A 25,260-nucleotide genomic window follows, 5' to 3' on the forward strand; every position below is an offset into this window, starting at 1 on the left:
TTATGGAGAATATCTTTTCGACTAAAGGAGGATTGTTTTTTGCTGTTTCATTGCGAGAGTATGGCAATCAAGACAAAGGAGTATCTCCTAAGGGCGCTCAAGATCAATTAAGCTTTATGACAGCTTATAATATCTTTAACCAATCTACAGATTTTCAAGCTATTGAAATGATTTATCCGACTGAGATTATGGCAGTTGATGATATATTGATTTATCTGTGTGGGGCAAGTTATCAGAATACATTTATCGATGAAAATATTTGTGTAAATTATAATCAAGTTTTTGAGCTTAATAGAGGCCAAAAGTTAGAGTTCAAAGGTTCAAAAAAAGGTTTTCGCACAATAGTTTTTGCAGTAAAAAAACAATCAAAAACTATTGGGTTAGTCGGCAAACAAAGATCATCAGAATTAGAAGGTTATATAAACCAAAATTATCGTCATAGCTTCATAAGAGTAATCAAAGGGCCTGAGTATGATATTTTAAAAGATAGTGTTTTTTTTGAAAATACCTGGACTATTTTAACAAACTCAAGTCAGATGGGGTTACCTTTAGAGGGAATTCCTCTTGATACACAAAAAATTGAAATGATCTCTCAACCTGTGACGGATGGCACAGTACAGCTAGCTCCAAGTGGTCCGATAGTGTTGTTACGACACTGACAAACAGTAGGGGGATATCCTCGGATTGCAAATGTTATTGAAGCAGATATTAATAAATTATCACAATATATACCAGGCTCTAAAATAAGGTTTAAGTTAGTTTCGCTAGAAGAAGCTTATGAAGATAACTTTATATTTAAAAAGCTTCTCAATCAAAATATCAGCTGATGTTACTGCTCTTTAAATGCTTTGTAATTAAGTATATTATTCTCAGAGAAATCAAAAAATGTAAGGTATTGTGCTCGTGATAAAAAAATATTCCCGAAGCAGATAAGGGTTTATAAAGCTACAGTTATTCTAAGTATTCTTTTTGGTTATGTATATAACATTCCACTTATTATAAAGTTTTTCCAAGATGTTGCTCAAGAAGGTACATTTAGTTGGGAGCCATGGACCAACTTATTATCAGCGTTATCCTATAGGGTTTAAGAAGTTTACGCCAACATGTGATCAGGGTGATATAAATGCTTGTAGTAGAGAAAAGTTAGTAAATACTTATGACAATACTATACGTTATACTGACTATATATTATCAAAAGTTATTGATACTCTAGATAGTAAAGAAGTGATCACTAAATATGATAGTGCAATGGTCTACATATCTGATCATGGAGAGTCTTTAGGAGAGGATGGTTTATATCTTCATGCTGCACCTTATGGTATAGCCCCATTGTATCAAAAAAGAGTGCCGTGGATTATGTGGTTCTCTAAAGATTTCTTAAAAGATAATAAACTTAATAAAGCTTGTTTAGTTAAAGAAGCTAAGAGGGAAGATACTTTCTCTCAAGATAATGTTTTTGACTCATTCTTGGGACTTATGAATATCAAGACAGCAACATATAGTCCAAAGTTAGATATTTTTGCAAACTGTAGAGATAGTGAGTAAATTCGATGTTAAATAAGCCTAAATATACGCTTTTTAAGAATACTTTATATGCACTAAGTGGCTTAGTAGATATTTTCAAAAATGAAAAATCTTTTCGTCTGTAGTTACTTCTTTTTATAATTTTGACAGTGACTATTCGGGTATTACCTTTTAGTATAGTTTCAAAGTTTGTTTTACAGATTGTATCAATGTTGCCAATTTATGCAGAGATTATAAATAGTGCTATTGAAAGAGTAGTTGATTTAGTTACGACTGACTATTGCATATTAGCAAAGAAAGCTAAAGATGCAGGTTCAGCTTTGGTTTTTGTATCTTTTGTAATAGAGCTAATTATTTGGATTATGATTATTTATCTGAATTTTTATCATTAGAGTTGTACAAAAGTTTAATAAATAAAGTATTTATTTTTTTTGCATATTTATTATATAATGTTTTTTTTTATAAAAAAGTTTGGCTTTTAGAAAAATGGGTTTGAATTATATAATAAATATGCCACAAAAACAATGCTTTTTTAGATATATTTTTTAAAGTGATTTCTTGTTGCTATTCTTTAGTTTTTTGTTGTAGACTTTGAGTGTTAAAATAAATATTAAAATAAGTAGTTAGGGAGATTATATAAATGCTACGTAAACTTGTTAAAAGTTTGGTTCCTAGTCAGGATAAGATTTTTTTTGATTTGATGATAGAAGCTACTGAGGCTGTAGAAGACTCTGCTAGAATTCTTGACAAACTTGTTAAAGAAGAAGATAACTTAACGATATCTGAGCTATCAGAAGAGCTAAGATTGACAAGAACTGTAACTGTTGAAGTAGCTAACAAAATGGATCATGAGCTAGCTCGTTATTTTGTAACTCCTGTGGATAGGGTGGAACTACACAACATCACTACTTTACTTCTAAAATTAAATAGAAGAATCGTCAAAATTCATAGATATATGCAGATATTGATGGAAGAAGAGCGCGGGAATGTAAATATATACTTAGCTAATAGTGTTGAGACATTACGTAAAATGACAAAAGTACTTGATGATATGATGAAAGCTTTTGTTAGTGGCGATAATAAAGAACTTAAAAATTTTTATATCAGAATTACAGCATTGGATGAAAATGTGCTTGAAGAGTTAGGTCATGCGCTTAAGAAATTCTCTCATTATGATGAGGGAGATATAATATTTATCATGAAAGTTAAAGATATTTATAAGGCTATAGAAAGTGCTATATCTACATGTACATCTGTAGCAGAGTCAATTATGAGATTGTATGTAAAAGAAGTCTAACGAACAAGGGTAAATATAAAGATGATTACATCAGTGCTTATAGCCATCATCGTAATTGCATTGTTTTTTGAGTTTACAAATGGTTTTCATGATGCAGCAAATGTGGTTGCAACACCAATTGCAACAAAATCATTAACGCCTTATCAAGCAATTGGACTAGCGGCATTTTTTAATTTTTTAGGTGCTTTTTTTGGAACAGCTGTTGCTGCAACAATATCAAAAGGTTTAGTTGATACAAGTGTTGTTACTGATATTGTCCTAATATCAGCGTTACTTGGTGCAATTAGTTGGAACTTCTTTACTTGGAGCTTTGGTATTCCATCAAGTTCGTCACATGCTTTGATAGGATCATTGGTTGGTGCGGTGATTATTAGTGCAAGTTATCAGGATGTTAATTATGTTACTGTAGTTCATAAAGTATTGATTCCAATGGTAAGTTCACCCATTATGGCATTCTTCTTAGCTTTGATAATATGTATTATCTTGCTGAATATTTTCATGCGATTTTTTATGGTTAGAACTACAAATAAATACATAAGAGAAATGCAGGTACTATCTACTAGTTTATTGTCTTTTTCTCATGGTTCTAACGATGCTCAAAAAACCATGTCTATAATAACTCTAGCACTGCTAAGTGCAGGGATTGTACAAACTACACAGGTTCCTAATTGGGTTATTATCTTATGTGGTGTTGCGATGGGCTTAGGAACGCTATCAGGAGGTAAAAAGATAATTAAGACTCTAAGTGCAAAGTTATCAAAACTAGAGCCTGTTAACGCTGTTTCTGCAGAACTAAGCTCGGGTATATTGGTTTTGGGGGCTTCGCATATGGGTTTGCCAGTCAGTACTACTCAAGTGGCATCAGGTTCTATTGTGGGCGCAGGATATGCCGATGCTGGTGTGAATTGGAAAGTTGTTAGAAAAATGGCAACAGCTTGGGTTTTGACAATCCCTGCTTGTATAGTTGTTACTAGTGTTATATACATGACTCTTTTTAAAATTTTTGGATCTTTCTAAGAGTTAATATACTATAAATATCTTTTTAAATAAATAAAAAGCCTATAATTCAAAGCAATTAAACTTACTACCTAATACTTAAATGCAAACAAAGATCAATAAGTTTATGGCTTATCTTCATTGGATCACAGTTATCTTGATATTTCTAGCTTTTATATCAATAGAGTTTAGAAGTATATTTGGTAAACATTCTATATTTCATGATGTTATGAAAACATCACATTTATATATTGGTTTTTTGGTTCTGTTTATCACTATTTTAAGGTTAGCTATAAGAAAGTTTGTAATTTTTCCATTTATAGGACAACGACTTGAGTATAATAGATTTAGGACTGTAGTAGCTAATTTAGTACACACATTTTTATATTTTTGGTTAATTACTATGCCAATATTAGGTTGGTGCTTGATAAGTGCAAAAGGAACCTATGTTATTCCTTTTGGTTTACCAGCTTTTACAGATGTACTCTCAAGAGATAGTGTAGTTAGGCTCAAAGAAACCCATGAAGTTTTTGCATATATTGGGTTAGCTGTAATATTTATTCATGCAATAGTAGCAATTACAGAGTATTATATCATTCGTAGTAGAAAAGCTTAAAATCTACTGATATTGGACTTGTATTTTTTTGATACCTTCTCTAACAATTTTTAGAAGCTCGTCTTTATATTTAGAGTGCTTGTATATAAGTATCAAATGAGACTCTAAAGGAAAATCTATTTCAAAGTCCTCTATTTTGACAACATCTTCACATTCCTTAAGGACAGCATCATAATAAAATTTTGGCATAAAGCCAATAGTATTTTCACTCATCAATAAGTTAGCTTTTTGGATCTCGTTATCAACAGTAAACTTAATTTTATCAAGATTAATTTTGTAGTTTTTATTATCATGCTTAAATTCATTTGTGCCTTGAGAAAAGTCGTACCTGTTAAATACTAGAGGAGCTTCAAGAACCTTCTCCGGATTATTATGTAGATCTTTTACAAACTCTTTATTTCGGTATGAGTATGCAGGTAGCTTAACGGCATCTACAGATGTACAAACTATCCAATCATCTAAATCAAGAAACTCAAGATGTTTATTAAATATTTGTATAACATTGTAAGAGTCAAACTGAAACTGACTACCATTAATATTATCTGCTTGATAGCTATCTAAAGCAAAGTTAAATGCATCATTGTTAATTTGTTGTATCTGTGGTAAGGCTAGATCAATTATTATCTTGATAAATAGTGGAGTACCAAGAACCTTGATAGATTGACGTTGTCTAAAACTACTTTGTTTAACAATATGAATAGTATTCTCTAGATCTGTAACCAGTTTGTTACAAGAATGAAAATATTTCATCCCATCACTAGTTGGAGATATACGATTTTGTACATTTCGAATTAATTTTAGATCAAGGTATTTTTCTAGAGCATCTATTTTATTCTTTATAGTGTTTAATTCTACAGAATAATATTTTTTAACTGAACTATAAGACCCTAATTCCACTAATTTAAGAAAGTAACGCGTTGCTTCTATTATATCTTTGTTAATACCACTCATCTTATGTATAAAAAATTAATAATGAGGTTATAGTTATAATATCACTATGAGTAGTATTACAGAAGTATTAAAAGAAGGTGACAAAACTTTCGAGAGATTCTCTTTCCGTACGATAGTTATTTACGGTTGCGCTAGAATCTTCATAACCAACTGCTATACCGCATAGTAAAGTATAATAATCAAATCCTTGTAGTTCTTTTTTGACTATATCTGGATAGTGTCCTAAAGATGCTTGTGGACATGTGGCAAGCCCTAGGTCAATAGCAGCTAATAATATTGATTGGATAAGCATTCCGCAGTCCATATAGCCACTAATCCCTGTATCAGGATGTTTAAATATAAATATAGCTGAAGGTGAATCAAATGATAAATAGTTTTTTTCCCATTGTTCGATACGTCTTTCTTTATCCTCTCTAGCGATACCTAGAGCATTGTATAAATCATGGCCACATTTAACAGCACGTTCTTTGAGTTCTCCTTCTAATGGACTATTACCATCATACCCATACTCCATCCTTGGAGGTTCTCGATTATCACAGGCAGATAGTATTTTATTCATTAATTCTTTCTTCTTTTTGCCACTTACTATAGCAATTTTCCATGGCTGAGTGTTTTTACTTGACGGTGTCCATCTTACGGCATCAAAAAGTTTTTCTAGAGTCTCTTTATTTATAGGTTTATCAAGAAACTCTCTGACACACTTACGACTTTTAATAGCTTGTAATGTTTGCATAAATTCTGCCTGTTACAAATTTATATTTATACCTGTATTTATAATACTTTATTTTTTGTGTCCACACAAAGTCAAACCTACTAGCTAGTATAAGTAATAAGTACTTGACAAATAATAGTCTTATTTGTATATTGTCCGACTCTCTATCTTGAGTCTGGATGAAATAATAGTTTTATATAAAAAAGGAGGGTAAATATGAAATTAGCGCGAGTATTTGCAAAAAAAGTTTCTTTAGCTAAAACTCTTAGTACGAAGCCTCAAGGTTTTCAAGCTACCACAAAGAGTGCTGAAGAAAAGAAAATTAAAAAATGATTTTTATTATCAAAGCTATATAATAGTTTCTAAACACTAGAAAAGGAGATAAGAAAGTGTTTACGGAGAAAATGGCTTTCACTTATTTTATTACAGTTATATTGATTTTTAATTCTGGCTGGATTGACAGTATAGTTCTTTACAACTCTTTTGGTGCCAGTGTGGCGGTTATGTCTGGTAACTTGAGGATTTTAGGACATAGTATCGCTGGATCTGACTGGGTATTTATGTACAAGGTAGCGATACTCGTTTTTGGCTTTATAGTTGGTGCTGCGATTAATGGTGTCATTATGAAAACAGATGCTTATGTTATCTCAGAAGATCATACTAAGACACTAGTCCTACAAAGTGTAGTAATGCTTACAGGTACATTACTGATAGATATCTTTAGTAATCATCGTGTTATTGATGATTTATTTTTGGCTATGGCAATGGGTATGCAGAATAGTTTCACTACGCTGTTTTTTGGAGGTTTTGCTCGAACAACTCATATGACAGGTACAACTACTGACTTGGGTATTGAAATTGGTAGAGCTTTACGAGGCAAAACAGATAATTTATGGAAAATACCATTTTTTGCTGTATGTATGACAATGTTTGTAGTTGGTAATGCTGTGGGTGTGATTTGGGTTGAGATTACAGGAGAGTATTTTACTTTGATGCTTTTCCCTTCAGTTATATTACCAATTTTTGTAGGTATCGTGATTCTACTAACCTATAATATGAAGGTTAAAAATCATAGTCTTTAGTTTAATGTTGGTAGTAAATCAAAAGAGCTCAAAATCTGTAGAGCGATAATTGCAATTGCAATAAGCACTATTAATATAGCTATTACAGAAGAACTAACTAGAACTTTTTGCTTACGGTAGTTTATAACCCATAGCATCATAACAGGTAAAGCAACTTGAAGTACAGCAACAAAAATACTTGTATAGCCAAGAGCTGTTTTAAAGCCATCTGGATAGGCGATCGCATAAATATAAGCTGGTAAGAATGTTATCACAAAGGCAAGGATTTTATGTTTGTGTAAGTTTTCAGCTATTTTGTAAGTATTTCTATTAAAATCAAAAAGTCCTAATGCAACTCCAAGAAACGATGTTGCTAAGGCAAAAAAACCAAATAAAAAAGATATTGTCGAGATATATCCAGAACTAGTACTGAAGTGATCAATAATAACTGATGTAATTTCACCAGATTGCTTACCTAAGATACCAGTAGGTGTTGCAACGGGAAGTGAGCCAAGAGTGGCAAAAATCCATAATAGATAAACTATCAACGGTATTGTGCTACCAATTATAATAGCTTGGCGTAGAGATCTTCTATTTGATCCTACATAGGTTCTCAACGTAGGGATTATATGATGAAATCCAAATGAGGTTAGAAGTATGGGAAATGCTGCCCAAATAAAATTAGGATTTTTGATCTGATAACTTAGATGATCAACAGAAATGTGTGGGATAAGAACCGTAACTAGTAGTAAAAATGCTAAAAGCTTGCCTGTAAACATGATTTTGTTTACATGATCAACTAACCTTGTGCTGATATATATAAAGACTCCTAGTACCAATATAAAAATAATCCCTGTGAGTTTTTCTGAGATATTAAAACCAAGACTTCCTAGGGTTGTCGAAATTAAATAGCCACCCCCGACAGTATATGCAGCTACTAGAGAATACAGCAATAAGATATAACAAATCCAAACTACACCAACACCAACAGGACCTAAGGTTTGTCTTGTCATTTCTACAAAATTAGCGCTATCTTCCATTTTTAGGTTAACTTCTGCCAATATTAGAGCCGTAAAAGTCATCAAAGCCCATATGCTGATAATTAAAATAGAACCTATAAAAAAGCCACAACTCGCTACAGTTGCAGGAATTGCTAACATACCAGCACCAATACATGTGCCGGATATAATCATTGCTGCGCCAAATTTTCTTGATAAAAACATATTAGATTGTATAAAAAACTGGAATTTTAAATCCCAACTCTACCATTTAAAGCTTATAATATATTTATTATAGCCGATAAGATTGTTATTTCTACAAAATGGATAGTATGAAGGATAAAATTAGGCAAGCTTTGGTTGAGCTTGATATTCTAGCAACAGAAGAGCGGATAGAGCAATGGCTAGAGTATTTAAAACTTCTTGAGAAGTGGAATAAAGTTTATAATATGACTGCTATTAAGAAGATTGATGATATGTTAGTTAAGCACTTATTTGATAGTCTTGCTGTAGCCAAGTATATCAAAGGTAGCTCAACGGTCGATGTTGGTACTGGAGGAGGATTACCAGGAGTGGTTTTGGCGATATTATATCCGCAACATCAGTTTACTCTAGTTGATAGTGTTGGCAAAAAAATCATGTTTCTCAAAAATGTCAAAAAAAGCTTAGGCTTGGATAACATTAATCTATTAAATATACGCATTGAAAACTTAGACGGTAGTTTTGATAATATTATATCGCGCGCATTTAGCTCAATTGATACATTTTATGAATTATGTAAGCATTTCTTAACTAAAGATAATCAGATGTTAGCTATGAAAGGTCCGGATTTAGAAGAGCAGAACTTAGTATCTTTGCTGTTGGATATTGAAAAGCATAGCATAAAAGTTCCTTTCTTGAATGCTGAGAGAAACCTTATTGTAATGAGAAAAAAGTAATGATTGATAAAGAGTTTATTCAAAACTCATATACGAGTATCATCAAAAATATAGATTTAAGAGCTAGATTACTAGCTGTAAGTAAGTATCAGTCTATCGAGAAAATAGAATATTTAGCAAGTCTTGGACAGTTGGATTTTGGCGAAAATTATTTTCAAGAGTTAGAGCAGAAGGCCCAGCAATTACCAGATCTAAAATGGCATTTTATTGGTTCACTGCAATCGCGTAAAATAAAGCATATTGTCAAATATGTTGATTCAATTCAAAGTGTAGAGAAAATAGAGCATCTTGAGAAAATAAATAAAGCCGCCATTAATGAAAATAAGCATATAGATGTTTTCTTACAAATAAATATAGATGATGATATTAATAAGTTTGGTTTTAAATCAACTCAATTAGAGGATGTTGTTGAAGCTATAGTTAAAGCGAAAAAATTCGGTAATCTAAAGGTGGTTGGACTAATGTGTATACCTGAAAAATCAAACTCTCCGGAGAAGAGCTTTGCAAAAATGAAGGTATTTTTTGGCACTATTAACGCTAGTTTAGCTAATGAGCTAAAACTATCGAGACTGTCAATGGGAATGAGTGCTGATTATAAATTAGCTATACAGTATGGCAGTACAGATGTCAGGATTGGAAGTAGTCTTTTTGGTATTAGAAAATAAGATTAATTCGTATTATAGTATTTGTTTTGATACTACTAAATTTACAAACTCTTTAACTTTGGGCTGCACAAATTTGTTTTTGGCATAGCAAACATAGATATCTTGTTGATCCAAAAACTCGTCTCTAAGCAAAACTCCACAAGTTTACCGTTTTGTATTTCATCTTTTACTATATATTCATGAAATTGAGCAATTCCAAAACCATTTAAGACACATTCTTTTATAAATTCAATATTATTGGTAGATAGATCGTAGGGTAATATTTGAGGATTTAAATTATTTTTTTTGATACTTACAAGAGCTGTAGTTCTAGACTTATGAGGGATATATTTATGACTTGCTAGATCAGATAAGCTAGATGGGATACCATTATGCTCTAAGTATATTGGACTTGCGCATAGTATGTATCTTGTTGTAGCTATTTTACGTGCAATAATATCTTCAGGAGGCGTCCAATTAACACCGAGAATTATATCCGTTTCTTGAGCTTTAAAGTTAGGCATTCTCTCTTTAATATTTATTTCGATTTTAACCCTTTTGAATCTCTCAGAGTATTCTTTGATAAGACCTATTAGAACACTCTTGGTAAAAAATGAGGAAGTATTTATCTTTAGCGTGCCGGATGGCTCGCTATGAAAAGATTCTGCTAAATCATGAATGTTTTCAATTTCATTTTGCAGTGTTTTACAATATTCAAATAAGAGCTTACCTTCATGTGTCAAAGACAGTCTACGGGTTGTTCTAATGAGTAGGTCAACTTTGAGCTCTTTTTCTAATTGTTTAATAGTATGACTTACAGCAGCTTTGTTATACCAAGAGCATTCGCTGTATTTGTAAAAATGAGTCAAATAATATATGGTCCATTAGCTAAGCGTTATGGAGATGTTAATACTCTAAGGATAGGTCTTCTAATAAATATAGTTGGTATCATAATATGTTTGTTTGGTGGATATATATTATCAATGCCTATATTACTAGTGGGTAGGTTTATAACAGCAATAGGATCCTCTGCAGGTTTTTATCATATTAAATAATTCTGTTGAGCCTAGTAGGGCTAAGATAGCATTATCTTTTGCAACGATATCTTTTGCATTATCTGTAAGTTTAGCTGTCTTAATTGGAGGAGTAATTAGTACTTATACTAATTGGAATTATTGTTTTTATGTATTGCTTATCCATGGATTGGTTATGTTAGGTTGTAGCTTTATGTATCAAAATAATAAAGATCTCGGTTATGTACTAAATATTACTAATATTTTAAAGGGTTATAGTGATGCTCTTAGCAATAAAAAATTGATAATTTTTGCTCTTACTATTGGTGTTATGGCAGTGTTTAGTTACAGTTATTCTATAGCTAACCCATTTATTACACATCAAATGTTTGGTTTTAGTAGTACTAAATATGGTTTATGGAATACTATGACTATCGTGGGTATTTTAGTAGGTTCTTTTATGGTTGCTAGAATTATTAATAAATATACTAGTGAAAGTATACTTATAATTGCTCTAATAGTACTTATGGTATTGTTTATATTGCTTGCTCTACTATATTTTTTGGGAGCTGTTACACCAATTGTGTTTTTTGGGTTAGCAACATTGATGTATTTTGTCGCTAACTTTATTTATCCAGCTGCATCTCACTTAGCATCTAATGCCATAGAGTGTCGAGCAAATGCTTCTAGCACAATGAATTTTGTAAATATGTTAACTGCTGTGATAGGTGTTACAATTATGGGATATATTCCTCTTGCATATATGAGGAGCTTTATATTGATTTGTTTAGTATTACCATTAGTTTGTCTGTTATTGATTTTTATAACTATCTCAAAGTCAGCATAAAAAATAAAATTGTAGCTATTCTCTAGCTATCAAAAATCTAATATAGTAAAATTTTCTTTAATAGATAAGCTTAGTGAAAGTCATGACTTCTTTAGATAAGATTAATAGTTATTTTGAAAGTAGCATCCAAGCAAAAATTGAAACAGCTAATGTGCTACCTCCAGCTATTGCACAGGCTGTAAAAGCTATAGTATCTTGCCTAGAAAAGGGTGGTAAGATCTTGGTGTGTGGCAATGGTGGTTCAGCTGCTATAGCCCAGCATTTCACATCTAAACTTCTGAACCATTTTGATATGGAGAGACCACCTCTTCCTGCGATAGCATTAACAGCCGATGTTGCAACTATTACAGCTATTGGAGATCGCTATGGCTTTGCTCATGTTTTTTCTAAACAAGTAGCGGCGTTGGGTAATGAGGATGATATCTTATTGGTAATCTCGGCTAATGGCGATTCGCAAAATATTATAAATGCTGTTGAAGAAGCTCATGATCTAGACATGAAGGTTGTAGCATTAACCGGTGCAAATGGTGGTAGGCTACAAACTATGTATAATCTAGACGATATCGAGTTAAGAGTTCCTTCTGATAATGTAGCAAATATTCAAGAGAATCATTTCCTTATAATTCATTGCTTGTGTGATATTATAGATCAGAAATTATTCGTAGGCTTAGAAGATTAATTATAATGATATTGAAATTTGTATTAAAGAGTTTGTGTATAGTTTCGTTTTTCCTAAGCTTATCTGCTTGTGGAGTTATTGAGCCTTATACAGCTCCTGTACCTCAAGGTAAAGAAATCAAGAATAAAAAACTTTTTGATATCAAGCCTAATATGACTAAAGGCGAGGTTGTTTATATATTAGGTTCTCCAGATATTATCGATACTTTTAATCCAAACCAGTACATTTATATAAATACATATAAAAAACACATGACAGACACTGATTTTAGTGAGTTAAAGCTTATACTTACCTTTAATAACCAAGACAGGTTAATAGGTATATCTGGTAACTACGCTCCACCAACTGATGAACCGGTGTTTTAATTATTGTTCTAAACCAAAATAAAACTCAGTATCTGTTTCATTTACAATTACACGATAATCTATAGAGACATCAGAATCATTACATAAAGATTTCAAGTCATTCAATAAAATATTTCCTAATAATTTCCTTAGTTCAGGAATTCTACCAGGTAGAATGTCAATCTCAAGTTGAATAAAACCATCAAAGTTACTCGAACTGTCGCCAACTACATAAGTTTTGCATGGGTATATAAGAGTTCTACATGTATGTATATCTGTATTAATAACTTCAACAAGTGTAGAGTGTAGGTCTCTACAAAAGTCATCTAATTTATCCGAGATTTTAATATTATCTGTATAGTGAATTTTAATTGTAGTCATAAAATAACCAATCCTCTGTTAGTACAGAAAATAATAACACAAGTGAGCGGAGTATTATTTATAGAAGAAATTTGATAAAAAAGAAATAATTAAGCAGCTGTAGAAAGAGCTTTGATTTTAGCACTTAAACGAGACTTATGTCTAGCAGCCTTGTTCTTGTGGATTAGACCTTTAGAAGCATATTTATCTAAAATAGGAACTACTTTTGCGAAGTTCTCTTTAGCAGCTTCAATATCACCTTTCTCGATCGCATAAGAAGCTTTCTTTAGGAAAGTTCTCATCATAGAACGACGTGCAACGTTATGTTGACGATTTCTTTCAGCTTGAATAATTCTCTTTTTTGCTTGTTTTGAGTTAGCCAATTTAATTCTCCAGTTTTAATTTTTTAACTTTTTATAACCTTAGGCTTCTCTAGGGGATACGTGAGAAACACAAATATATAAATTTAATAGCTAAAGTATTTTGCATATATTGTACATTTTTGTCAACAGAATTTGTAATATTATTAATGAATATTTCGTTATTTAAATATCGCAATCACTACATTTTAGACTCATTTTATAGCATAATAGGTATCTAGATTTATTAAATAAAAAATTACTTCTTAGTAACAAAAAGAGCTTAAATATTATGAAAAACATTAGAAACTTTTCGATAATTGCACATATTGACCATGGTAAGTCGACTTTGTCAGATAGATTTATACAGGTGTGTAATGGTCTTAGTGAGCGTGAAATGAAAGAGCAAGTCTTAGACTCAATGGATATAGAAAGAGAGCGTGGAATCACAATCAAGGCACAGTCTGTAACTTTAGACTATGTGGCTAGAGATGGTCAAACATATCAGCTCAATTTTATTGACACTCCTGGACATGTGGATTTCTCTTATGAGGTATCGCGTTCATTAGCAGCTTGTGAGGGTGCTCTGCTGGTTGTAGATGCTGCGCAAGGTGTTGAAGCTCAGACAGTGGCTAATTGTTATACTGCTATTGATCAGAATCTGGAAGTGATACCAATTTTAAATAAAATTGATTTACCATCCGCAGAGCCTGATAGAGTCGCAGAAGAGATTGAAGAAATTATTGGTATCGATGCCACTAGAGCAACTACATGTAGTGCTAAAACAGGTATAGGTGTTGAGGATGTTTTAGAAACGATTGTTGCTAAAGTTCCAGCGCCAGAGGGTGATGTTAATGCAAAACTACAAGCTTTAATAATAGACTCATGGTTTGATAATTATCTTGGAGTTGTTTCTCTTGTAAGAATCAAAAATGGTACTCTCAAAAAAGGTGAGAAATTCAAGGTTATGTCAACGGGGATTTCATATCAAGTTGATAGAGTTGGGGTATTTACACCTAAGATGAAAGACCTAGATCATTTAAAAGCAGGTGAGGTTGGTTTTATTGTTGCAGGTATTAAGGACATTCATGGAGCTCCGGTAGGTGATACTTTAACTCATACGCACAATCCAACTGATAAGCCTGTTCCAGGATTTAAAAAAGTTCAACCACAAGTCTATGCAGGGATGTTTACTATAAGCTCTGATGATTATCCTGATTTTAGAGAAGCTTTAGATAAGCTAAGTCTAAATGATGCTTCATTATTTTTCGAGCCAGAAGTATCACAAGCTCTAGGTTTTGGTTTTAGATGTGGTTTCTTAGGTATGCTACATATGGAGATTATCCAAGAAAGATTAGAGAGAGAATATAACCTTGATTTGATTACTTCAGCTCCTACAGTTGTTTATAAGGCTATCAAAAAGGATGGTGAGACTATAGATGTTGATAACCCATCAAAATTGCCAGAGCCAGGTGCAATAGCAGAGATACATGAACCAATTGTAAGAGCGAATATTCTTGTGCCAAAAGATTATGTTGGTAGTGTAATTACAATATGTGTTGAGAAAAGAGGTGTACAGGTTGACCTTAATTATGTTGGTAGTCAGGTTTCTATAACTTATGATTTACCTATGATTGAAGTGGTATCGGATTTTTTTGATACCCTTAAATCTGTTACAAAAGGTTACGGATCTTTAGACTACGAGTTAATTCGCTATGAAGCAGCGGATATGGTTCGTTTAGATGTACTTATCAATGGCGATAAAGTTGATGCTCTAGCAAGTATTGTGCATAAAGATCAAGCTAAGTATAAAGGTAGAGAGCTGGTTGAGCGTCTTAAAGAACTAATTCCAAGACAAATGTTTGAAGTTGCAATTCAAGCAGCTATAGGAGGAATTATTGTTGCCAGAAGTACTGTTAAAGCATTGCGTAAGAACGTTTTAGCAAAATGTTATGGTGGTGATGTCTCGCGTAAGAAAAAGCTGTTAGAGAAGCAAAAAGAGGGTAAAAAGAGAATGAAGAATATCGGTTCTGTAGAGATTCCTCAAGAAGCTTTCTTGTCAGTTTTGAAGAAGTAGTATTTATAGTTATTACTATTTGTAGTAACAGATCATTGATCTGTTAGCTTATATTGATTCTACCGTAAGGCACGCTGTGCTGTGACTACAAAAGGGTATAGATATTTAAATATGCAAAATAAAAAAATAATAGTAGGTATCTCAGGAGGTGTTGATTCATCTGTTTCAGCTCTGCTTTTAAAACAGCAAGGCTATGATGTAACTGGTGTATTTATGAAAAACTGGGAAGAAGATGATACCGATGAGTTTTGCTCAGCAGAACAAGATATTGCTGATGCTCAAGCAGTCTGTGATTCTATCTGTATACCTTTTAAGAAAATAAACTTTGCTGCAGCATATTGGGATAATGTTTTTGAACACTTTCTAACAGAATATAAAGCTGGTAGAACACCTAATCCAGATATCTTATGCAATAAAGAGATTAAATTCAAAGCTTTTTTGAGCTATGTACACCTATTAGGGGGCGATTATATTGCTACAGGGCATTATGCTCGTACTAGAGTGGCTGATGATGGTTCGGTACAGTTAGTCAAAGGTCTTGATGATAGTAAGGATCAGACATATTTCTTATACACACTTGGTCAAGAGCAGTTAAAACAGACGATGTTTCCTATTGGTGATATTGAAAAATCTAGAGTACGTGAGATAGCCAAAGAGAATAATCTAGTAACCTTCGATAAGAAAGATAGTACTGGGATATGTTTCATAGGCGAGCGTAAGTTTAAAGATTTTTTATCGAAATTTTTGCCAGCTCAAAAAGGAGAGATACATGATGAAAACGGTATCAAGATTGGCATGCATGATGGGCTTATGTACTATACGATTGGACAAAGACAGGGTCTTGGTATAGGTGGTGTGAAAAATCGTCCTGAGATACCATGGTTCGCAGCCAAAAAAGACTTAGAAAACAATGTTTTGATTGCTGTTCAGGGCCATGATCACCCAATGCTATTCAAAGATACATTACAAGCTATAGATCTTAGCTGGGTAGCAGGTAAAGCTCCAGCAGATAGTTTTAGATGTAGTGCTAAAGTTCGCTATAGACAAAAAGATCAGACTTGTAATGTACACGTGAATCATGATGGTTCAGTTAAAGTAGTTTTTGATGATTCACAAAGAGCAATCACTCCTGGACAATCTGTGGTCTTTTATGACAATGATGTTTGTTTAGGGGGGGGTATAATTATTTAGATTTCTATCAATATTTATTATTAATTATTGTCACTTGCTAGAGTTGTTTTTGAGTGTCTGTGACATCATTTTGTTTTTCTTGAGCTGGGCTGGCGATGGAGCTACCACTTGTAGCGGTTTTTAAAGTACTACCTCTATTAGCTATAATATCATCAGCATCCTGATCTTGATCCGCTTTTGTAACCAACTCATGATCTAATGTTGCAGTATCACTTGAGATTTCTTGGCGTGTATAGCTAGATTTGCTAGTAGTAGTATCAACTATATCATTCAAATAAACTCCAACTTCTTTTTTAACATCTTTTTGACTTTTCAGAACGTCTCTCTGCATAAACTGAGCTTCATGAACGGTATCAATAGTCATGTGCGTGTATAGATATTCAGGATCAATAATATAAGGTCTAAGCGAAGTGTTGTACTCCTTCTCTAGCTCTGGGAAATTAACGGTATATGCTACGTTGATACGTTTTCTGCCGTTACTATCTGTTATTAGCATCGCAACAAGATCAGCGTCTATTTTATAGTCCTTTCTAACTAGGTGATATTGTTGTTTTCTATCTAATACTATTTGTCTGACAGGAGTTGCATATACATTCTCAGTTTTTATTGGTTTACTAATAGTTGTGATACCTGCCTTTTGAAGCTCTGCCAAAGTACGATCACCATAATTATCCTTGGCTAGTCTAAGATCGATCTCAATCATTTTAGCAAGCACTCTTTCTCTAAATTCTCTAGTTTGTTTTAGATCAAACGCAAGACATGTTCCTGTACCATCTTTTTGGAAACAACTATTTCTCTTATCTATTAGTACAAAAAGTTTTCTAGTTTTATCATAATATAATTGATAATCAGGAGTGTTATCACTATGACCTAGATAAACGAACTGGTCATTAGATAACACTCCACATGAGGCAACAGCTAAAATTAATAGTAATAGTGATATTTTACTGAGTATTTTACGCATATTTTGAATTCCATGATTTAACAAACAGTTTCAAGACATAATTCTTGCTTAGTGACGCTGAAAAGTAAAGCCTTGATTATATATAGGAAAATACTAAAAATTAAGCATTGGCATTTTCTTGAATCAATTTTTTATATTTTTTCTCTATTATTTTACGCTTAAGCGAACCAAGATGATCAAAAAAAGTAACACCATTAAGATGATCTATTTCATGTTGGATGCATCTAGCTAAAAATCCATCTTTTTCAATTTCAATCTCTTCACCAAATTCATTAAGCGCTTTTATTTTAACTTTAGTTGCTCTATTTACTTTAGCAGAAACTCCAGGAAATGATAAACAGCCTTCTTCATCAACTATCTTACCACCTTGGTCGATTATCTTAGGATTGATGATTGTAATTATCTCAGGAGTCTCGCTCTCTAAGTTATTATGCATTATAAAAAATCTCTTTTTGATACCAACTTGTATTGCAGCTAATCCCACACCATTTGCTTCTATCATTAACTCAGTCATTTCAGCTATTGTTGCTCGAAAATCATCATTGATTTCTTCTAGTAAGACGTCTTGCGCAATTTCTTTGAGTATAGGATGAGGATATTTTAGAATCCCTAAAGACATATTTTATACTCCTTGTTCTAATATATCTTTTTTCATTTTTGCCATAGTTAGAGCAGCTTGGACACAGTATTTACCTTTGTGTCCTTTTTTACCGCCGACTCTTTCTAAGGCTTGTTCTTTATTGTGTGTAGTTAATATACCAAAAATCACAGGAAGATTATACTCATGCATAACTCTTTGCGTACCATAGCTTACTTGGTTGCAAACATAATCATAGTGGTCTGTCTCACCTCTAATCACACAACCAAGAAGTACAACAGCGTCAACTTGGTTAGTCTCTGCTAACAGTTTGGCAGCATAAGGCAACTCCACAGCACCCGGAACTTTTTTGATATATATTTGACTATCTTTTAGACCTTGAGCATAAGCTTCTTCTAAGGCCCCTTCAAGCATTTTATCCGTTATCAATGAGTTAAATTCACTTACGACAATAGCTAGTTTTTTCATACTCTATATCCCTTTAATTGTATGTTTTGCTTTAGTTTTCTTGGTTATTAAGTAGTTTCTATTATGTGAGTTTACAAATGCTTCACAATATACAGGCTCGGCGTGTATGTTGACATTTCTAAGAGCTGCTAATTTCTCAGGATTATTTGATATCAATCTACACTGATCTACATGATTATATTTTAGAACTTGCACGGCTAAATCATATTTTCTAGCATCTGCAGGTAATCCAAGAGCTAAATTTGCTTCAATAGTATCCATATTTTCATTCATCTGTAGATTATATGCTTTGAGCTTATTAGTCAGGCCTATACCTCTACCTTCTTGATCAAGGTATATAAAAAAGCCTCCCTCTTCACTAATCATTTCGATTCCTTTATGTAGCTGGTCTTGGCAGTCACAACGTAGTGATCCAAAAATATCCCCTGTTATGCAAGATGAGTGCATCCTAACCAGAGGGTTATTACCAGTGTAAGGCTTAGATAAAACAACAACCTCATCATCACTAAAATTATCTTTATAGACGCTCATTTCTAATTCACCAATCTTTTTAAATGGTATCGTAGAGCTTGCCATTTTTGTGACAAAAATTTCAGTTGCTAAACGGTATTGATAAAGTTCAGCAATAGTTAAAAGAGGCAGGTTATACTTTTTGGTAAATGCTTCTAATTCAGGAGCTTTCATCATTGTGCCATCTTTGTTCATCAGCTCACATAAAACACCAGCACTATTGAAGCCACTGAGCTTCATAAGATCAACAGTTGCTTCAGTATGACCATTTCTTCCAAGTACACCTTTATCATTCGCTAAAAGCGGGAATATGTGCCCTGGTCTAGCTAATTCATCAGCTTTTGCATTGGTTTTTGAGGCTACTTGTATTGTATGTGCTCTATCTTTCGCAGATACTCCTGTAGTTACACCTTCTTTGGCCTCTATCGTTATAGTAAATGAAGTAGTAAGCGCGCTATTGTTTTGATTAGCTGCTACCATCGGCGACAGATTTAACTGTTTTGCTTTTTTTGAATCCATTGCTAAGCAAACAATACCACTTGTATATTCAAGCATAAAAGCAATATTAGCCTCCGTAGCTTTCTCACCTGGGAGAATTAAGTCTCCCTCATTTTCTCTATCGTAATCATCAAGAACAACCACAGGCTTCCCTTGCTTGAGAGCTTGTATTGCATTTCCAATATTTTCTTTTATTTGCTTAAACATTTTCTTTAAATCCTTGTATATATTTGTAGATATACTTGCCCGTTGCATCAGCCTCAAGATTCACAATAGAGCCTTTAGTATAGTTCTTTGCAATAGTGATCTCAATAGTATGTGGTATTAAAGTTACTGTAAAGGAGTCATCAAATGTATCGATTACAGTTATGCTCATACCATCTATAGTCACAAATCCTTTTGTGACTAGATATTTAAGTAACTCTTTAGATGCTGAAATCTCAACTAGCCATGCTCCACCGACATTTGTTATGCTTATAATTTGTCCAGTTTCGTCAATATGACCTTGTACCATGTGTCCACCGACATGCTCACCATAGCGTATAGCAAGCTCGGTATTCACTAACTGATTTTCTACTAGAACATCTAGGTTGGTTTTTTGTAAAGTTTCTGGAACTGCATCAAAATTAGCTGTTGAATTTTGTTTATTAATCTCAGTTACTGTAAGGCAAGTACCATTGATAGCAACGCTATCACCAATATTACAATTTATACTATTGTTAAACTTTATACAAAAAGTTCTTATATTGCCTTTATTTGTTATATCTTCTACCGTCCCTAGTTCTTGGACAATGCCACTAAACATTAGTAGTTTCCTTAAAATATGAGTTTATTAGTAAATCTTCGCCTAAAAAAGATACGTCTTGAAATATGAGTTTCTCTTTAGGATTACAACCTGCTATTACAGCAGGTGATAAATATGTTGCAAATTCATTAATTAGTTTTTGATTTATAAAATTTTCTAGAGTCTTTTTACCACCTTCAACCAAAAGGCTTGTTATCCCAGTTTGCCCCATCTTGTTTAAAAGGCTATCTAAGCACATTTGTCCTTTGAATGTTGGTAGTAGCCAGTACTCGATACCAATATTGTCTAGTTCGTTAGCAACTTGAGCGGAAATTTTTGAACATACAAAAATAGTTTTTGCATGATTTTGATTTAGAACTTTCCAACTATTATCTATTTCGGAAAGATTATTAGAAATAATAAATCTAACAGGGTGTTTCTTTCTGCCTAGCTGTATTCGTACATCAAGACCTGGGTTATCATCAATTAGAGTTTGCTTTCCAATTAATATCGCATCACAAATATTGCGGAGTTTGTGAGTATCTACAAATGCTTCTTTAGAGCTGATTTTTTTTGAATCATTACCATTTACAGCTATTTTACCATCAAGAGACATTGCCCATTTTGCATAGACAAAAGGTCTTTGAGTTTTTTGGTAGTGAAAAAATATTTTATTTTGTTCTAGAGCTTGTTTTTCTAAGACTCCAATTTTGACTTCTATTCCAGCATCTTTGAGCTTTTGTATGCCTTTACCAGCAAATAAAGGATTAGGATCAAGTGTTGCGACTACTACTTTTTGTATGTCTGCTTTAATTAATGCATCTGTACAGGGCGGAGTCCTTCCATGGTGGCAACATGGCTCTAAAGTTACATATGCAGTAGCGCCTTTTGCTTTGTCTCCAGCTTTTTTCAGTGCATGAATCTCTGCATGAGCTTCTCCTACAGCTTCATGCCAACCTTCTGAAATAATGGCCCCATTTTTTACTATTATGCATCCAACCATAGGATTTGGTGATACTGATAGCCTACCTCTATTTGCTAGAGTGAGTGCTTGTTTCATATAGTAGTTTTCAATATTTTTCATTTGCCCATCCAAAATCTTTAGTTACATTTAGGGCAGGGATAGTCGAAACATGATAATATGCAAAACCCGCTACAAGAGGGGTTGCTATTACCAAGTTCCGTTTTTGAATTTCTTCAATCTTCTTTCATACAGACTATACTGTCGGCTTTGGAGTTACACCAAATCTGCTAGACCTTTTTAGTATCTAAAAAGCGCTCGCGGGCTTCTGTAATTAGACAGTTACCGCCGGTAGGGAATTTCGCCCTGCCCTGAAGATTATCTTTGAATTATAACATTTCTAAACTTTATATAGTAAGAAAGTTTTTAAATAAAATATGCAAAATTAATAATCAATATTATAATTGTATGAATGAATGTCTGTGTGGAACTTAAGTGAATCAGTATTATATATTTGTAATATTATGCGTTATCGCAGGTTTCTCTAGTTATGTTAATTATAGGTATCTTAGGTTGCCAAAAGCTATAGGGTTAACTGTTTTAAGTGCTTTGATAGCACTGTTATTGAAGATTGATCATAAATCTCTCTTTCCTATATACTCATTATTGTACAATGTTAATTTTAAGGAAGTAGTTTTAGAAGTACTTCTTGGTTATCTTGTTTTTGCATCAGCGATGCACCTAAATTTTATAGAAATAAAAAGAAACTCGTATGGTATATTTGTACTTTCTAGTTGAGGAGTCGTAATATCCACTTTTACAATAGGTACATTATGCTGGATTGCTGCACCATATATACTGGGAATTCATGTTGACTATGTCCGTTGTCTTATGATTGGTACTATCTTCTCACCAACGGATCCAGTTACAGTATTTGACGTATTTAAGAAAAATAAAAATGTACCAAAGAAAGTGAAAACTATTTTATCAGGAGAGGCATTATTCAATGACGTGTTCTCAATCGTATTATTCTTGCTCTTCTTATCTATTGTTATAGATGGCAAGCAAGACACAAGCTCGATCAAGCTCGTACTACTATTTATACAAGATGGAGTAGGTGGAGCTTTACTTGGTATTATATTAGGTTATCTAGACAAGTCTTTGATGAGTAAATTAGATGATGGATATACTCTTATTATAATATCATGGGCATTAGTGAGTTTTGGCTCTTGGTTTGCGACACACTTAGATGTATCGGAAGCTATTACTATGGCGATTACAGGAATTGTTATAGGAAACTCACGTCCACAGGGAAAACTCTCAGTAGAGTCAAAAACTATTCTTACTAACTTTTGGATGGTTATTGATGAGCTTCTAAATACATTTTTATTTGTTTTGATAGGTATAGAAGCCTTAAATATGACTTTCTCGAATGAGGTTATGATTGCGGGGTGTATCTTGTTTGTTATTGTACTTATAGCTAGATATTTGAGTGTTTTTGTTTCGATGTTGATGGTATATAAGACAACTCAAAATAATTTTTGGCGAAATAATCTTGTGATGACGTGGGCAGGTCTGAGAGGAGGCGTGTCGATTGCATTGGTTTTAAGTATACCTCTTGAGCATAGATACAGTCATACTTCATCGATTATTTATGTGGCTGTATTGTTATCAATATTTATACAAGGTATTTCTTTTAGGAAAGTTTTAGAAAAAGCTTATGCTAAGAAATAGTATAACTGTAGTAGATTTAGCCATACATTTCTTTTAGATGGCTGTTAAAGAAATCAAGAGCATTACCATAGTTATACTTGCCGGTAATAATTTCTATATATATACCACTCTTATGCTCTCTAGCTTCTTTGAGTGCTTGTGCTAGCTCTTGACCTGTTTTTACTTTGATAGTTAACCAATCATTACAGCTAAAAGCCTTTGGTAAGTCTTTATAGTTTAATTGAGCAAGATCATCATAGCTTGGATTAGGGTCTAACTCTAACGCTCTTTCGACCATAAAACCATCATTATTTATACATAATATGATAGGGTTTACTCTGTATCTTCCCATAACTCCTAATTCATTAAGAGTTAATTGATGAGATCCTTCACCTGTGATTAATACTGTTCTAGAATCAGGATTGGCTAGTGCTACGCCAAGAGTAGCTGGTGTTGCCCAGCCGATAGAGCCCCACAAAGTTTGGTTATAGTACTTCACACCCTCAAGTAATGAATGGTAGTTTTGGCATATTAAGTGATGAAGAACCAGTTTCTACTACAAGGCTGTCTGTGTTTTTTAAGAATTTTAAAACTTGGGCATATAGCACACCAAGTGTTAAGTTTTCTTGAGTTATCGGAGTATCTTGTATAGTCATTCTAGAGTATTCAGGACGATAGTTTATACTCTCAACTTTCTCTAATAATGCATCAAGTAACTCAGATAAATAAACATCGGCTAGATAAGTTTTCTTATCTTCAACAAATAAAGGCCCTAAATTTAGAACCTTGTTTAAATTTAAATTATTAGTAAACCCAGCGGTGTTAAAGTCAGACCATAGTGCGTCACCTAAATTAATCACAAGATCAGCATCTTCAACTATTTCGGCTGTATTTGTGTCTGATAGTAAGCCAACATAAAATCCTATATAGTTAGGATGTGTTTCAGATATTACGCTCTTATCATGAGGCATAATAGCAAAAGTGATATTTAACTTTTCTATGAGTTTAATAGCTTTCTCAGTTATGCCAAATCTATCTAATTTGATAGCAGGGATAGCTACGACTTTTTTAGCCTTACTTAGATGCTCTAGCATTAGGTTTACAGCTAACTCAAGCTGATGCGGATTGGTCTTTAGATAACTACAGTCTATATCATCTGGTGTTATATCTGTGACAGGTCGACTACCACCGTCTAATGAGACACTTATATAAGCTGGCTTACGATATTTAGAATGCTTCTGCGATGACTCTATTCATTTCTCTACGAGCATTTTCAGGAGTGATAACCGCTGAGACACAGGCTGCAGAAGCTGATAGATCAAAAAAGTTTCCAAAAACGCCATCACCTAATGTATGGTGAACTTGCTTTTTCTTTCCAACCGCTGCATCATTTGGGCTACCAACTAAGTGAAAAACAACTAAGTTCTCTGCTTTTTAGCCCATGACACCATTTAGAGCGCTCAACTCACCGACAGCATAAGTAGTACATAAGATAGCGGCTCCATTGACTCTGGCAAAACCATCTGCAGCATAGCTAGCATTAAGCTCATTAGCATTTACGATATTATTAAGTTTTGGGTTATTGATAAGTGCGTGATCTAATGCAAATGCAAAATCTCCAGGTACTGAAAATGAATAATCTATTCCTAAATCTACTAATCTTGATACTACATATTCAGCTACATTAGTAGCATCTTTAGCGGTATCGAAAACTTTTTTACCATTAATATTCTTACTCATAAATCCCTCTTTTAGTTAAAATAAATTTTAAAATCACTTTCAGCATATCCTTTGTTTATAGGTATAGCAATAATTTGATAACGATATTTTTTTAAAAAGATAGCTTAACTTAAGAAGTTATTTTAGAGAGATTTTTGTGCAAGGTGTTGTCAAAGCAGGAACTTGGTATTTTAAGATTCTCTTTTTGCAAAAGCGTATTTTTTAACTATTTTGCCATTAATTAGATGTTTTTGAATGATTTTTTCTAAAACTTCTGGAGTACATGAGTGATACCAAACATTATCAGGCTGTACTACTGCTATTGGACCATTTTGACAAACTCTTAGACTGTATGTCTTTGATCTATAATAGGAGTATGTGTTTTTCAATATTATCTAGGCCTAGTTTTTTTGCTTTGGTTTCGAGTGATGCTGACAT

The 25,260-nt window shown here is 33.1% G+C and carries 27 protein-coding genes, 4 pseudogenes and 1 riboswitch; of the genes and pseudogenes, 17 read left to right on the forward strand and 14 right to left on the reverse strand.

Going from position 1 to position 25,260, the window contains the following annotated elements:
* Window positions 1–2 precede the first annotated feature (2 nt).
* From FNO12_RS00320 to FNO12_RS00345, 6 genes and pseudogenes are all read left to right on the forward strand, one after another.
* Window positions 3–827: pseudogene (locus FNO12_RS00320) on the forward strand (5-oxoprolinase subunit C family protein).
* A 187-nt stretch (window positions 828–1,014) separates the two neighbouring features.
* Window positions 1,015–1,545 carry a phosphoethanolamine transferase gene (locus FNO12_RS00325; protein ID WP_014714182.1) on the forward strand — a complete coding sequence of 177 codons (531 nt, stop codon included), beginning with the start codon at window positions 1,015–1,017 and terminating at the stop codon, window positions 1,543–1,545.
* A 128-nt stretch (window positions 1,546–1,673) separates the two neighbouring features.
* Complete coding sequence (locus tag FNO12_RS00330; protein WP_231138660.1) at window positions 1,674–1,916, forward strand: diacylglycerol kinase; 243 nt, start codon at window positions 1,674–1,676, stop codon at window positions 1,914–1,916.
* Between the two features lie 248 nt (window positions 1,917–2,164).
* Window positions 2,165–2,821 (forward strand): hypothetical protein, encoded by a 657-nt coding sequence (locus tag FNO12_RS00335; RefSeq protein ID WP_014714184.1) that lies wholly within the window; start codon window positions 2,165–2,167, stop codon window positions 2,819–2,821.
* Between the two features lie 21 nt (window positions 2,822–2,842).
* On the forward strand, window positions 2,843–3,838 hold the full coding sequence (locus FNO12_RS00340; protein WP_014714185.1) for an inorganic phosphate transporter: 996 nt from the start codon (window positions 2,843–2,845) through the stop codon (window positions 3,836–3,838).
* 82 nt (window positions 3,839–3,920) lie between these two features.
* Window positions 3,921–4,433: a cytochrome b gene (locus tag FNO12_RS00345; RefSeq protein ID WP_030003307.1), complete on the forward strand. Its 513-nt coding sequence runs from the start codon at window positions 3,921–3,923 to the stop codon at window positions 4,431–4,433.
* Window positions 4,434–4,436: 3 nt separating this feature from the next.
* Here the strand turns inward: FNO12_RS00345 and FNO12_RS00350 are convergent, their stop codons facing one another.
* Together FNO12_RS00350 and FNO12_RS00355 are read right to left on the reverse strand one after the other, a co-directional pair.
* Complete coding sequence (locus FNO12_RS00350) at window positions 4,437–5,384, reverse strand: LysR family transcriptional regulator (protein ID WP_014714187.1); 948 nt, start codon at window positions 5,382–5,384, stop codon at window positions 4,437–4,439.
* A gap of 67 nt (window positions 5,385–5,451) precedes the next feature.
* Window positions 5,452–6,117 carry a nitroreductase gene (locus FNO12_RS00355; RefSeq protein ID WP_014714188.1) on the reverse strand — a complete coding sequence of 222 codons (666 nt, stop codon included), beginning with the start codon at window positions 6,115–6,117 and terminating at the stop codon, window positions 5,452–5,454.
* 368 nt (window positions 6,118–6,485) lie between these two features.
* Between FNO12_RS00355 and FNO12_RS00360 the strand changes: the two genes are divergently transcribed.
* Complete coding sequence (locus tag FNO12_RS00360) at window positions 6,486–7,178, forward strand: YoaK family protein (protein WP_014714190.1); 693 nt, start codon at window positions 6,486–6,488, stop codon at window positions 7,176–7,178.
* On the opposite strand, the gene FNO12_RS00365 is transcribed toward FNO12_RS00360, so the two are convergent.
* Window positions 7,175–8,380: an amino acid permease gene (locus tag FNO12_RS00365; RefSeq protein ID WP_014714191.1), complete on the reverse strand. Its 1,206-nt coding sequence runs from the start codon at window positions 8,378–8,380 to the stop codon at window positions 7,175–7,177. The genes FNO12_RS00360 and FNO12_RS00365 overlap by 4 nt on opposite strands.
* A gap of 98 nt (window positions 8,381–8,478) precedes the next feature.
* Between FNO12_RS00365 and rsmG the strand changes: the two genes are divergently transcribed.
* Both rsmG and FNO12_RS00375 read left to right on the forward strand, forming a co-directional pair.
* Window positions 8,479–9,093 carry a 16S rRNA (guanine(527)-N(7))-methyltransferase RsmG gene (gene rsmG, locus FNO12_RS00370; RefSeq protein WP_014714192.1) on the forward strand — a complete coding sequence of 205 codons (615 nt, stop codon included), beginning with the start codon at window positions 8,479–8,481 and terminating at the stop codon, window positions 9,091–9,093.
* The gene (locus tag FNO12_RS00375) at window positions 9,093–9,758 is read left to right on the forward strand and encodes a YggS family pyridoxal phosphate-dependent enzyme (protein ID WP_014714193.1); all 666 of its coding nucleotides are present in this window, start codon (window positions 9,093–9,095) and stop codon (window positions 9,756–9,758) included. The genes rsmG and FNO12_RS00375 overlap by 1 nt, the downstream gene beginning before the upstream one ends.
* A 12-nt stretch (window positions 9,759–9,770) precedes the next feature.
* On the opposite strand, the pseudogene FNO12_RS00380 reads toward FNO12_RS00375, so the two are convergent.
* Window positions 9,771–10,596, reverse strand: a pseudogene (locus FNO12_RS00380) (LysR family transcriptional regulator); the annotation flags it as partial.
* Between the two features lies 1 nt (window position 10,597).
* Here FNO12_RS00380 and FNO12_RS00385 point away from each other — a divergent pair.
* The 4 genes from FNO12_RS00385 to FNO12_RS00400 all read left to right on the forward strand — a co-directional run bounded on the left by FNO12_RS00385 (window position 10,598) and on the right by FNO12_RS00400 (window position 12,641).
* Window positions 10,598–10,792: a hypothetical protein gene (locus FNO12_RS00385; RefSeq protein WP_064504909.1), complete on the forward strand. Its 195-nt coding sequence runs from the start codon at window positions 10,598–10,600 to the stop codon at window positions 10,790–10,792.
* A gap of 46 nt (window positions 10,793–10,838) precedes the next feature.
* The gene (locus FNO12_RS00390) at window positions 10,839–11,597 is read left to right on the forward strand and encodes an MFS transporter (protein ID WP_231138693.1); all 759 of its coding nucleotides are present in this window, start codon (window positions 10,839–10,841) and stop codon (window positions 11,595–11,597) included.
* 82 nt (window positions 11,598–11,679) lie between these two features.
* Window positions 11,680–12,276 carry a D-sedoheptulose-7-phosphate isomerase gene (locus FNO12_RS00395; protein ID WP_014714197.1) on the forward strand — a complete coding sequence of 199 codons (597 nt, stop codon included), beginning with the start codon at window positions 11,680–11,682 and terminating at the stop codon, window positions 12,274–12,276.
* A 5-nt stretch (window positions 12,277–12,281) separates the two neighbouring features.
* On the forward strand, window positions 12,282–12,641 hold the full coding sequence (locus FNO12_RS00400) for an outer membrane protein assembly factor BamE (RefSeq protein ID WP_014714198.1): 360 nt from the start codon (window positions 12,282–12,284) through the stop codon (window positions 12,639–12,641).
* On the opposite strand, the gene FNO12_RS00405 is transcribed toward FNO12_RS00400, so the two are convergent.
* Together FNO12_RS00405 and rpsT are read right to left on the reverse strand one after the other, a co-directional pair.
* On the reverse strand, window positions 12,642–13,001 hold the full coding sequence (locus tag FNO12_RS00405; RefSeq protein WP_014714199.1) for a 5-carboxymethyl-2-hydroxymuconate Delta-isomerase: 360 nt from the start codon (window positions 12,999–13,001) through the stop codon (window positions 12,642–12,644).
* A gap of 89 nt (window positions 13,002–13,090) precedes the next feature.
* Window positions 13,091–13,363, reverse strand: coding sequence for a 30S ribosomal protein S20 (gene rpsT / locus FNO12_RS00410; RefSeq protein WP_030003308.1), 273 nt, complete (start codon window positions 13,361–13,363; stop codon window positions 13,091–13,093).
* A gap of 268 nt (window positions 13,364–13,631) precedes the next feature.
* On the opposite strand from rpsT, the gene lepA reads away from it, so the two are divergent.
* Both lepA and mnmA read left to right on the forward strand, forming a co-directional pair.
* Complete coding sequence (gene lepA, locus FNO12_RS00415) at window positions 13,632–15,416, forward strand: translation elongation factor 4 (RefSeq protein ID WP_014714201.1); 1,785 nt, start codon at window positions 13,632–13,634, stop codon at window positions 15,414–15,416.
* Between the two features lie 111 nt (window positions 15,417–15,527).
* On the forward strand, window positions 15,528–16,607 hold the full coding sequence (gene mnmA / locus FNO12_RS00420) for a tRNA 2-thiouridine(34) synthase MnmA (protein WP_030003309.1): 1,080 nt from the start codon (window positions 15,528–15,530) through the stop codon (window positions 16,605–16,607).
* A gap of 20 nt (window positions 16,608–16,627) precedes the next feature.
* On the opposite strand, the pseudogene FNO12_RS00425 reads toward mnmA, so the two are convergent.
* The 6 genes and pseudogenes from FNO12_RS00425 to ribD all read right to left on the reverse strand — a co-directional run bounded on the left by FNO12_RS00425 (window position 16,628) and on the right by ribD (window position 21,513).
* Window positions 16,628–17,571 (reverse strand): annotated as a pseudogene (locus tag FNO12_RS00425) (FTN_0109 family protein).
* Window positions 17,572–17,671: 100 nt separating this feature from the next.
* Window positions 17,672–18,190 (reverse strand): peptide deformylase, encoded by a 519-nt coding sequence (gene def / locus FNO12_RS00430; protein WP_014714204.1) that lies wholly within the window; start codon window positions 18,188–18,190, stop codon window positions 17,672–17,674.
* Between the two features lie 3 nt (window positions 18,191–18,193).
* Entirely contained in the window at window positions 18,194–18,637 is a 444-nt protein-coding gene (gene ribH / locus FNO12_RS00435; protein ID WP_014714205.1) for a 6,7-dimethyl-8-ribityllumazine synthase, read from the reverse strand.
* A gap of 3 nt (window positions 18,638–18,640) precedes the next feature.
* Window positions 18,641–19,852, reverse strand: coding sequence for a 3,4-dihydroxy-2-butanone-4-phosphate synthase (ribB, locus tag FNO12_RS00440; protein ID WP_014714206.1), 1,212 nt, complete (start codon window positions 19,850–19,852; stop codon window positions 18,641–18,643).
* Entirely contained in the window at window positions 19,845–20,450 is a 606-nt protein-coding gene (locus FNO12_RS00445; RefSeq protein WP_014714207.1) for a riboflavin synthase, read from the reverse strand. Before FNO12_RS00445 ends, ribB begins: the two co-directional genes overlap by 8 nt.
* Window positions 20,443–21,513, reverse strand: a complete 1,071-nt coding sequence (ribD, locus tag FNO12_RS00450; RefSeq protein ID WP_014714208.1) for a bifunctional diaminohydroxyphosphoribosylaminopyrimidine deaminase/5-amino-6-(5-phosphoribosylamino)uracil reductase RibD — start codon at window positions 21,511–21,513, stop codon at window positions 20,443–20,445. The genes FNO12_RS00445 and ribD overlap by 8 nt, the downstream gene beginning before the upstream one ends.
* A 112-nt stretch (window positions 21,514–21,625) precedes the next feature.
* Window positions 21,626–21,773, reverse strand: a riboswitch (FMN riboswitch).
* Window positions 21,774–21,885: 112 nt separating this feature from the next.
* Between ribD and FNO12_RS09900 the strand changes: the two genes are divergently transcribed.
* Both FNO12_RS09900 and FNO12_RS00455 read left to right on the forward strand, forming a co-directional pair.
* Window positions 21,886–22,188, forward strand: a complete 303-nt coding sequence (locus FNO12_RS09900; protein ID WP_231138661.1) for a hypothetical protein — start codon at window positions 21,886–21,888, stop codon at window positions 22,186–22,188.
* 60 nt (window positions 22,189–22,248) lie between these two features.
* Entirely contained in the window at window positions 22,249–23,124 is an 876-nt protein-coding gene (locus FNO12_RS00455; protein ID WP_231138694.1) for a cation:proton antiporter, read from the forward strand.
* A gap of 16 nt (window positions 23,125–23,140) precedes the next feature.
* On the opposite strand, the pseudogene FNO12_RS00460 reads toward FNO12_RS00455, so the two are convergent.
* A pseudogene (locus tag FNO12_RS00460) lies at window positions 23,141–24,843 on the reverse strand (alpha-keto acid decarboxylase family protein).
* A gap of 170 nt (window positions 24,844–25,013) precedes the next feature.
* Window positions 25,014–25,211, reverse strand: coding sequence for a (2Fe-2S) ferredoxin domain-containing protein (locus FNO12_RS00465; RefSeq protein WP_014714211.1), 198 nt, complete (start codon window positions 25,209–25,211; stop codon window positions 25,014–25,016).
* Window positions 25,212–25,260: the final 49 nt, after the last annotated feature.

The sequence above is a fragment of the Francisella orientalis FNO12 genome (genome assembly GCF_001042525.2).
In the GTDB taxonomy this organism is placed as follows: domain Bacteria; phylum Pseudomonadota; class Gammaproteobacteria; order Francisellales; family Francisellaceae; genus Francisella; species Francisella orientalis.

Excerpts from the sequence above, each read along its gene's own strand:
- FNO12_RS00325 (WP_014714182.1), top strand. The coding sequence starts at position 1,015 with ATGTTGCTCAAGAAGGTACATTTAGTTGGGAGCCATGGACCAACTTAT.
- FNO12_RS00335 (WP_014714184.1), top strand. The coding sequence starts at position 2,165 with ATGCTACGTAAACTTGTTAAAAGTTTGGTTCCTAGTCAGGATAAGATT.
- FNO12_RS00340 (WP_014714185.1), top strand. The coding sequence starts at position 2,843 with ATGATTACATCAGTGCTTATAGCCATCATCGTAATTGCATTGTTTTTT.
- FNO12_RS00345 (WP_030003307.1), top strand. The coding sequence starts at position 3,921 with ATGCAAACAAAGATCAATAAGTTTATGGCTTATCTTCATTGGATCACA.
- FNO12_RS00350 (WP_014714187.1), bottom strand. The coding sequence starts at position 5,384 with ATGAGTGGTATTAACAAAGATATAATAGAAGCAACGCGTTACTTTCTT.
- FNO12_RS00355 (WP_014714188.1), bottom strand. The coding sequence starts at position 6,117 with ATGCAAACATTACAAGCTATTAAAAGTCGTAAGTGTGTCAGAGAGTTT.
- FNO12_RS00365 (WP_014714191.1), bottom strand. The coding sequence starts at position 8,380 with ATGTTTTTATCAAGAAAATTTGGCGCAGCAATGATTATATCCGGCACA.
- rsmG (WP_014714192.1), top strand. The coding sequence starts at position 8,479 with ATGGATAGTATGAAGGATAAAATTAGGCAAGCTTTGGTTGAGCTTGAT.
- FNO12_RS00375 (WP_014714193.1), top strand. The coding sequence starts at position 9,093 with ATGATTGATAAAGAGTTTATTCAAAACTCATATACGAGTATCATCAAA.
- FNO12_RS00385 (WP_064504909.1), top strand. The coding sequence starts at position 10,598 with ATGAGTCAAATAATATATGGTCCATTAGCTAAGCGTTATGGAGATGTT.
- FNO12_RS00395 (WP_014714197.1), top strand. The coding sequence starts at position 11,680 with ATGACTTCTTTAGATAAGATTAATAGTTATTTTGAAAGTAGCATCCAA.
- FNO12_RS00400 (WP_014714198.1), top strand. The coding sequence starts at position 12,282 with ATGATATTGAAATTTGTATTAAAGAGTTTGTGTATAGTTTCGTTTTTC.
- FNO12_RS00405 (WP_014714199.1), bottom strand. The coding sequence starts at position 13,001 with ATGACTACAATTAAAATTCACTATACAGATAATATTAAAATCTCGGAT.
- lepA (WP_014714201.1), top strand. The coding sequence starts at position 13,632 with ATGAAAAACATTAGAAACTTTTCGATAATTGCACATATTGACCATGGT.
- mnmA (WP_030003309.1), top strand. The coding sequence starts at position 15,528 with ATGCAAAATAAAAAAATAATAGTAGGTATCTCAGGAGGTGTTGATTCA.
- def (WP_014714204.1), bottom strand. The coding sequence starts at position 18,190 with ATGTCTTTAGGGATTCTAAAATATCCTCATCCTATACTCAAAGAAATT.
- ribH (WP_014714205.1), bottom strand. The coding sequence starts at position 18,637 with ATGAAAAAACTAGCTATTGTCGTAAGTGAATTTAACTCATTGATAACG.
- ribB (WP_014714206.1), bottom strand. The coding sequence starts at position 19,852 with ATGTTTAAGCAAATAAAAGAAAATATTGGAAATGCAATACAAGCTCTC.
- FNO12_RS00445 (WP_014714207.1), bottom strand. The coding sequence starts at position 20,450 with ATGTTTAGTGGCATTGTCCAAGAACTAGGGACGGTAGAAGATATAACA.
- ribD (WP_014714208.1), bottom strand. The coding sequence starts at position 21,513 with ATGAAAAATATTGAAAACTACTATATGAAACAAGCACTCACTCTAGCA.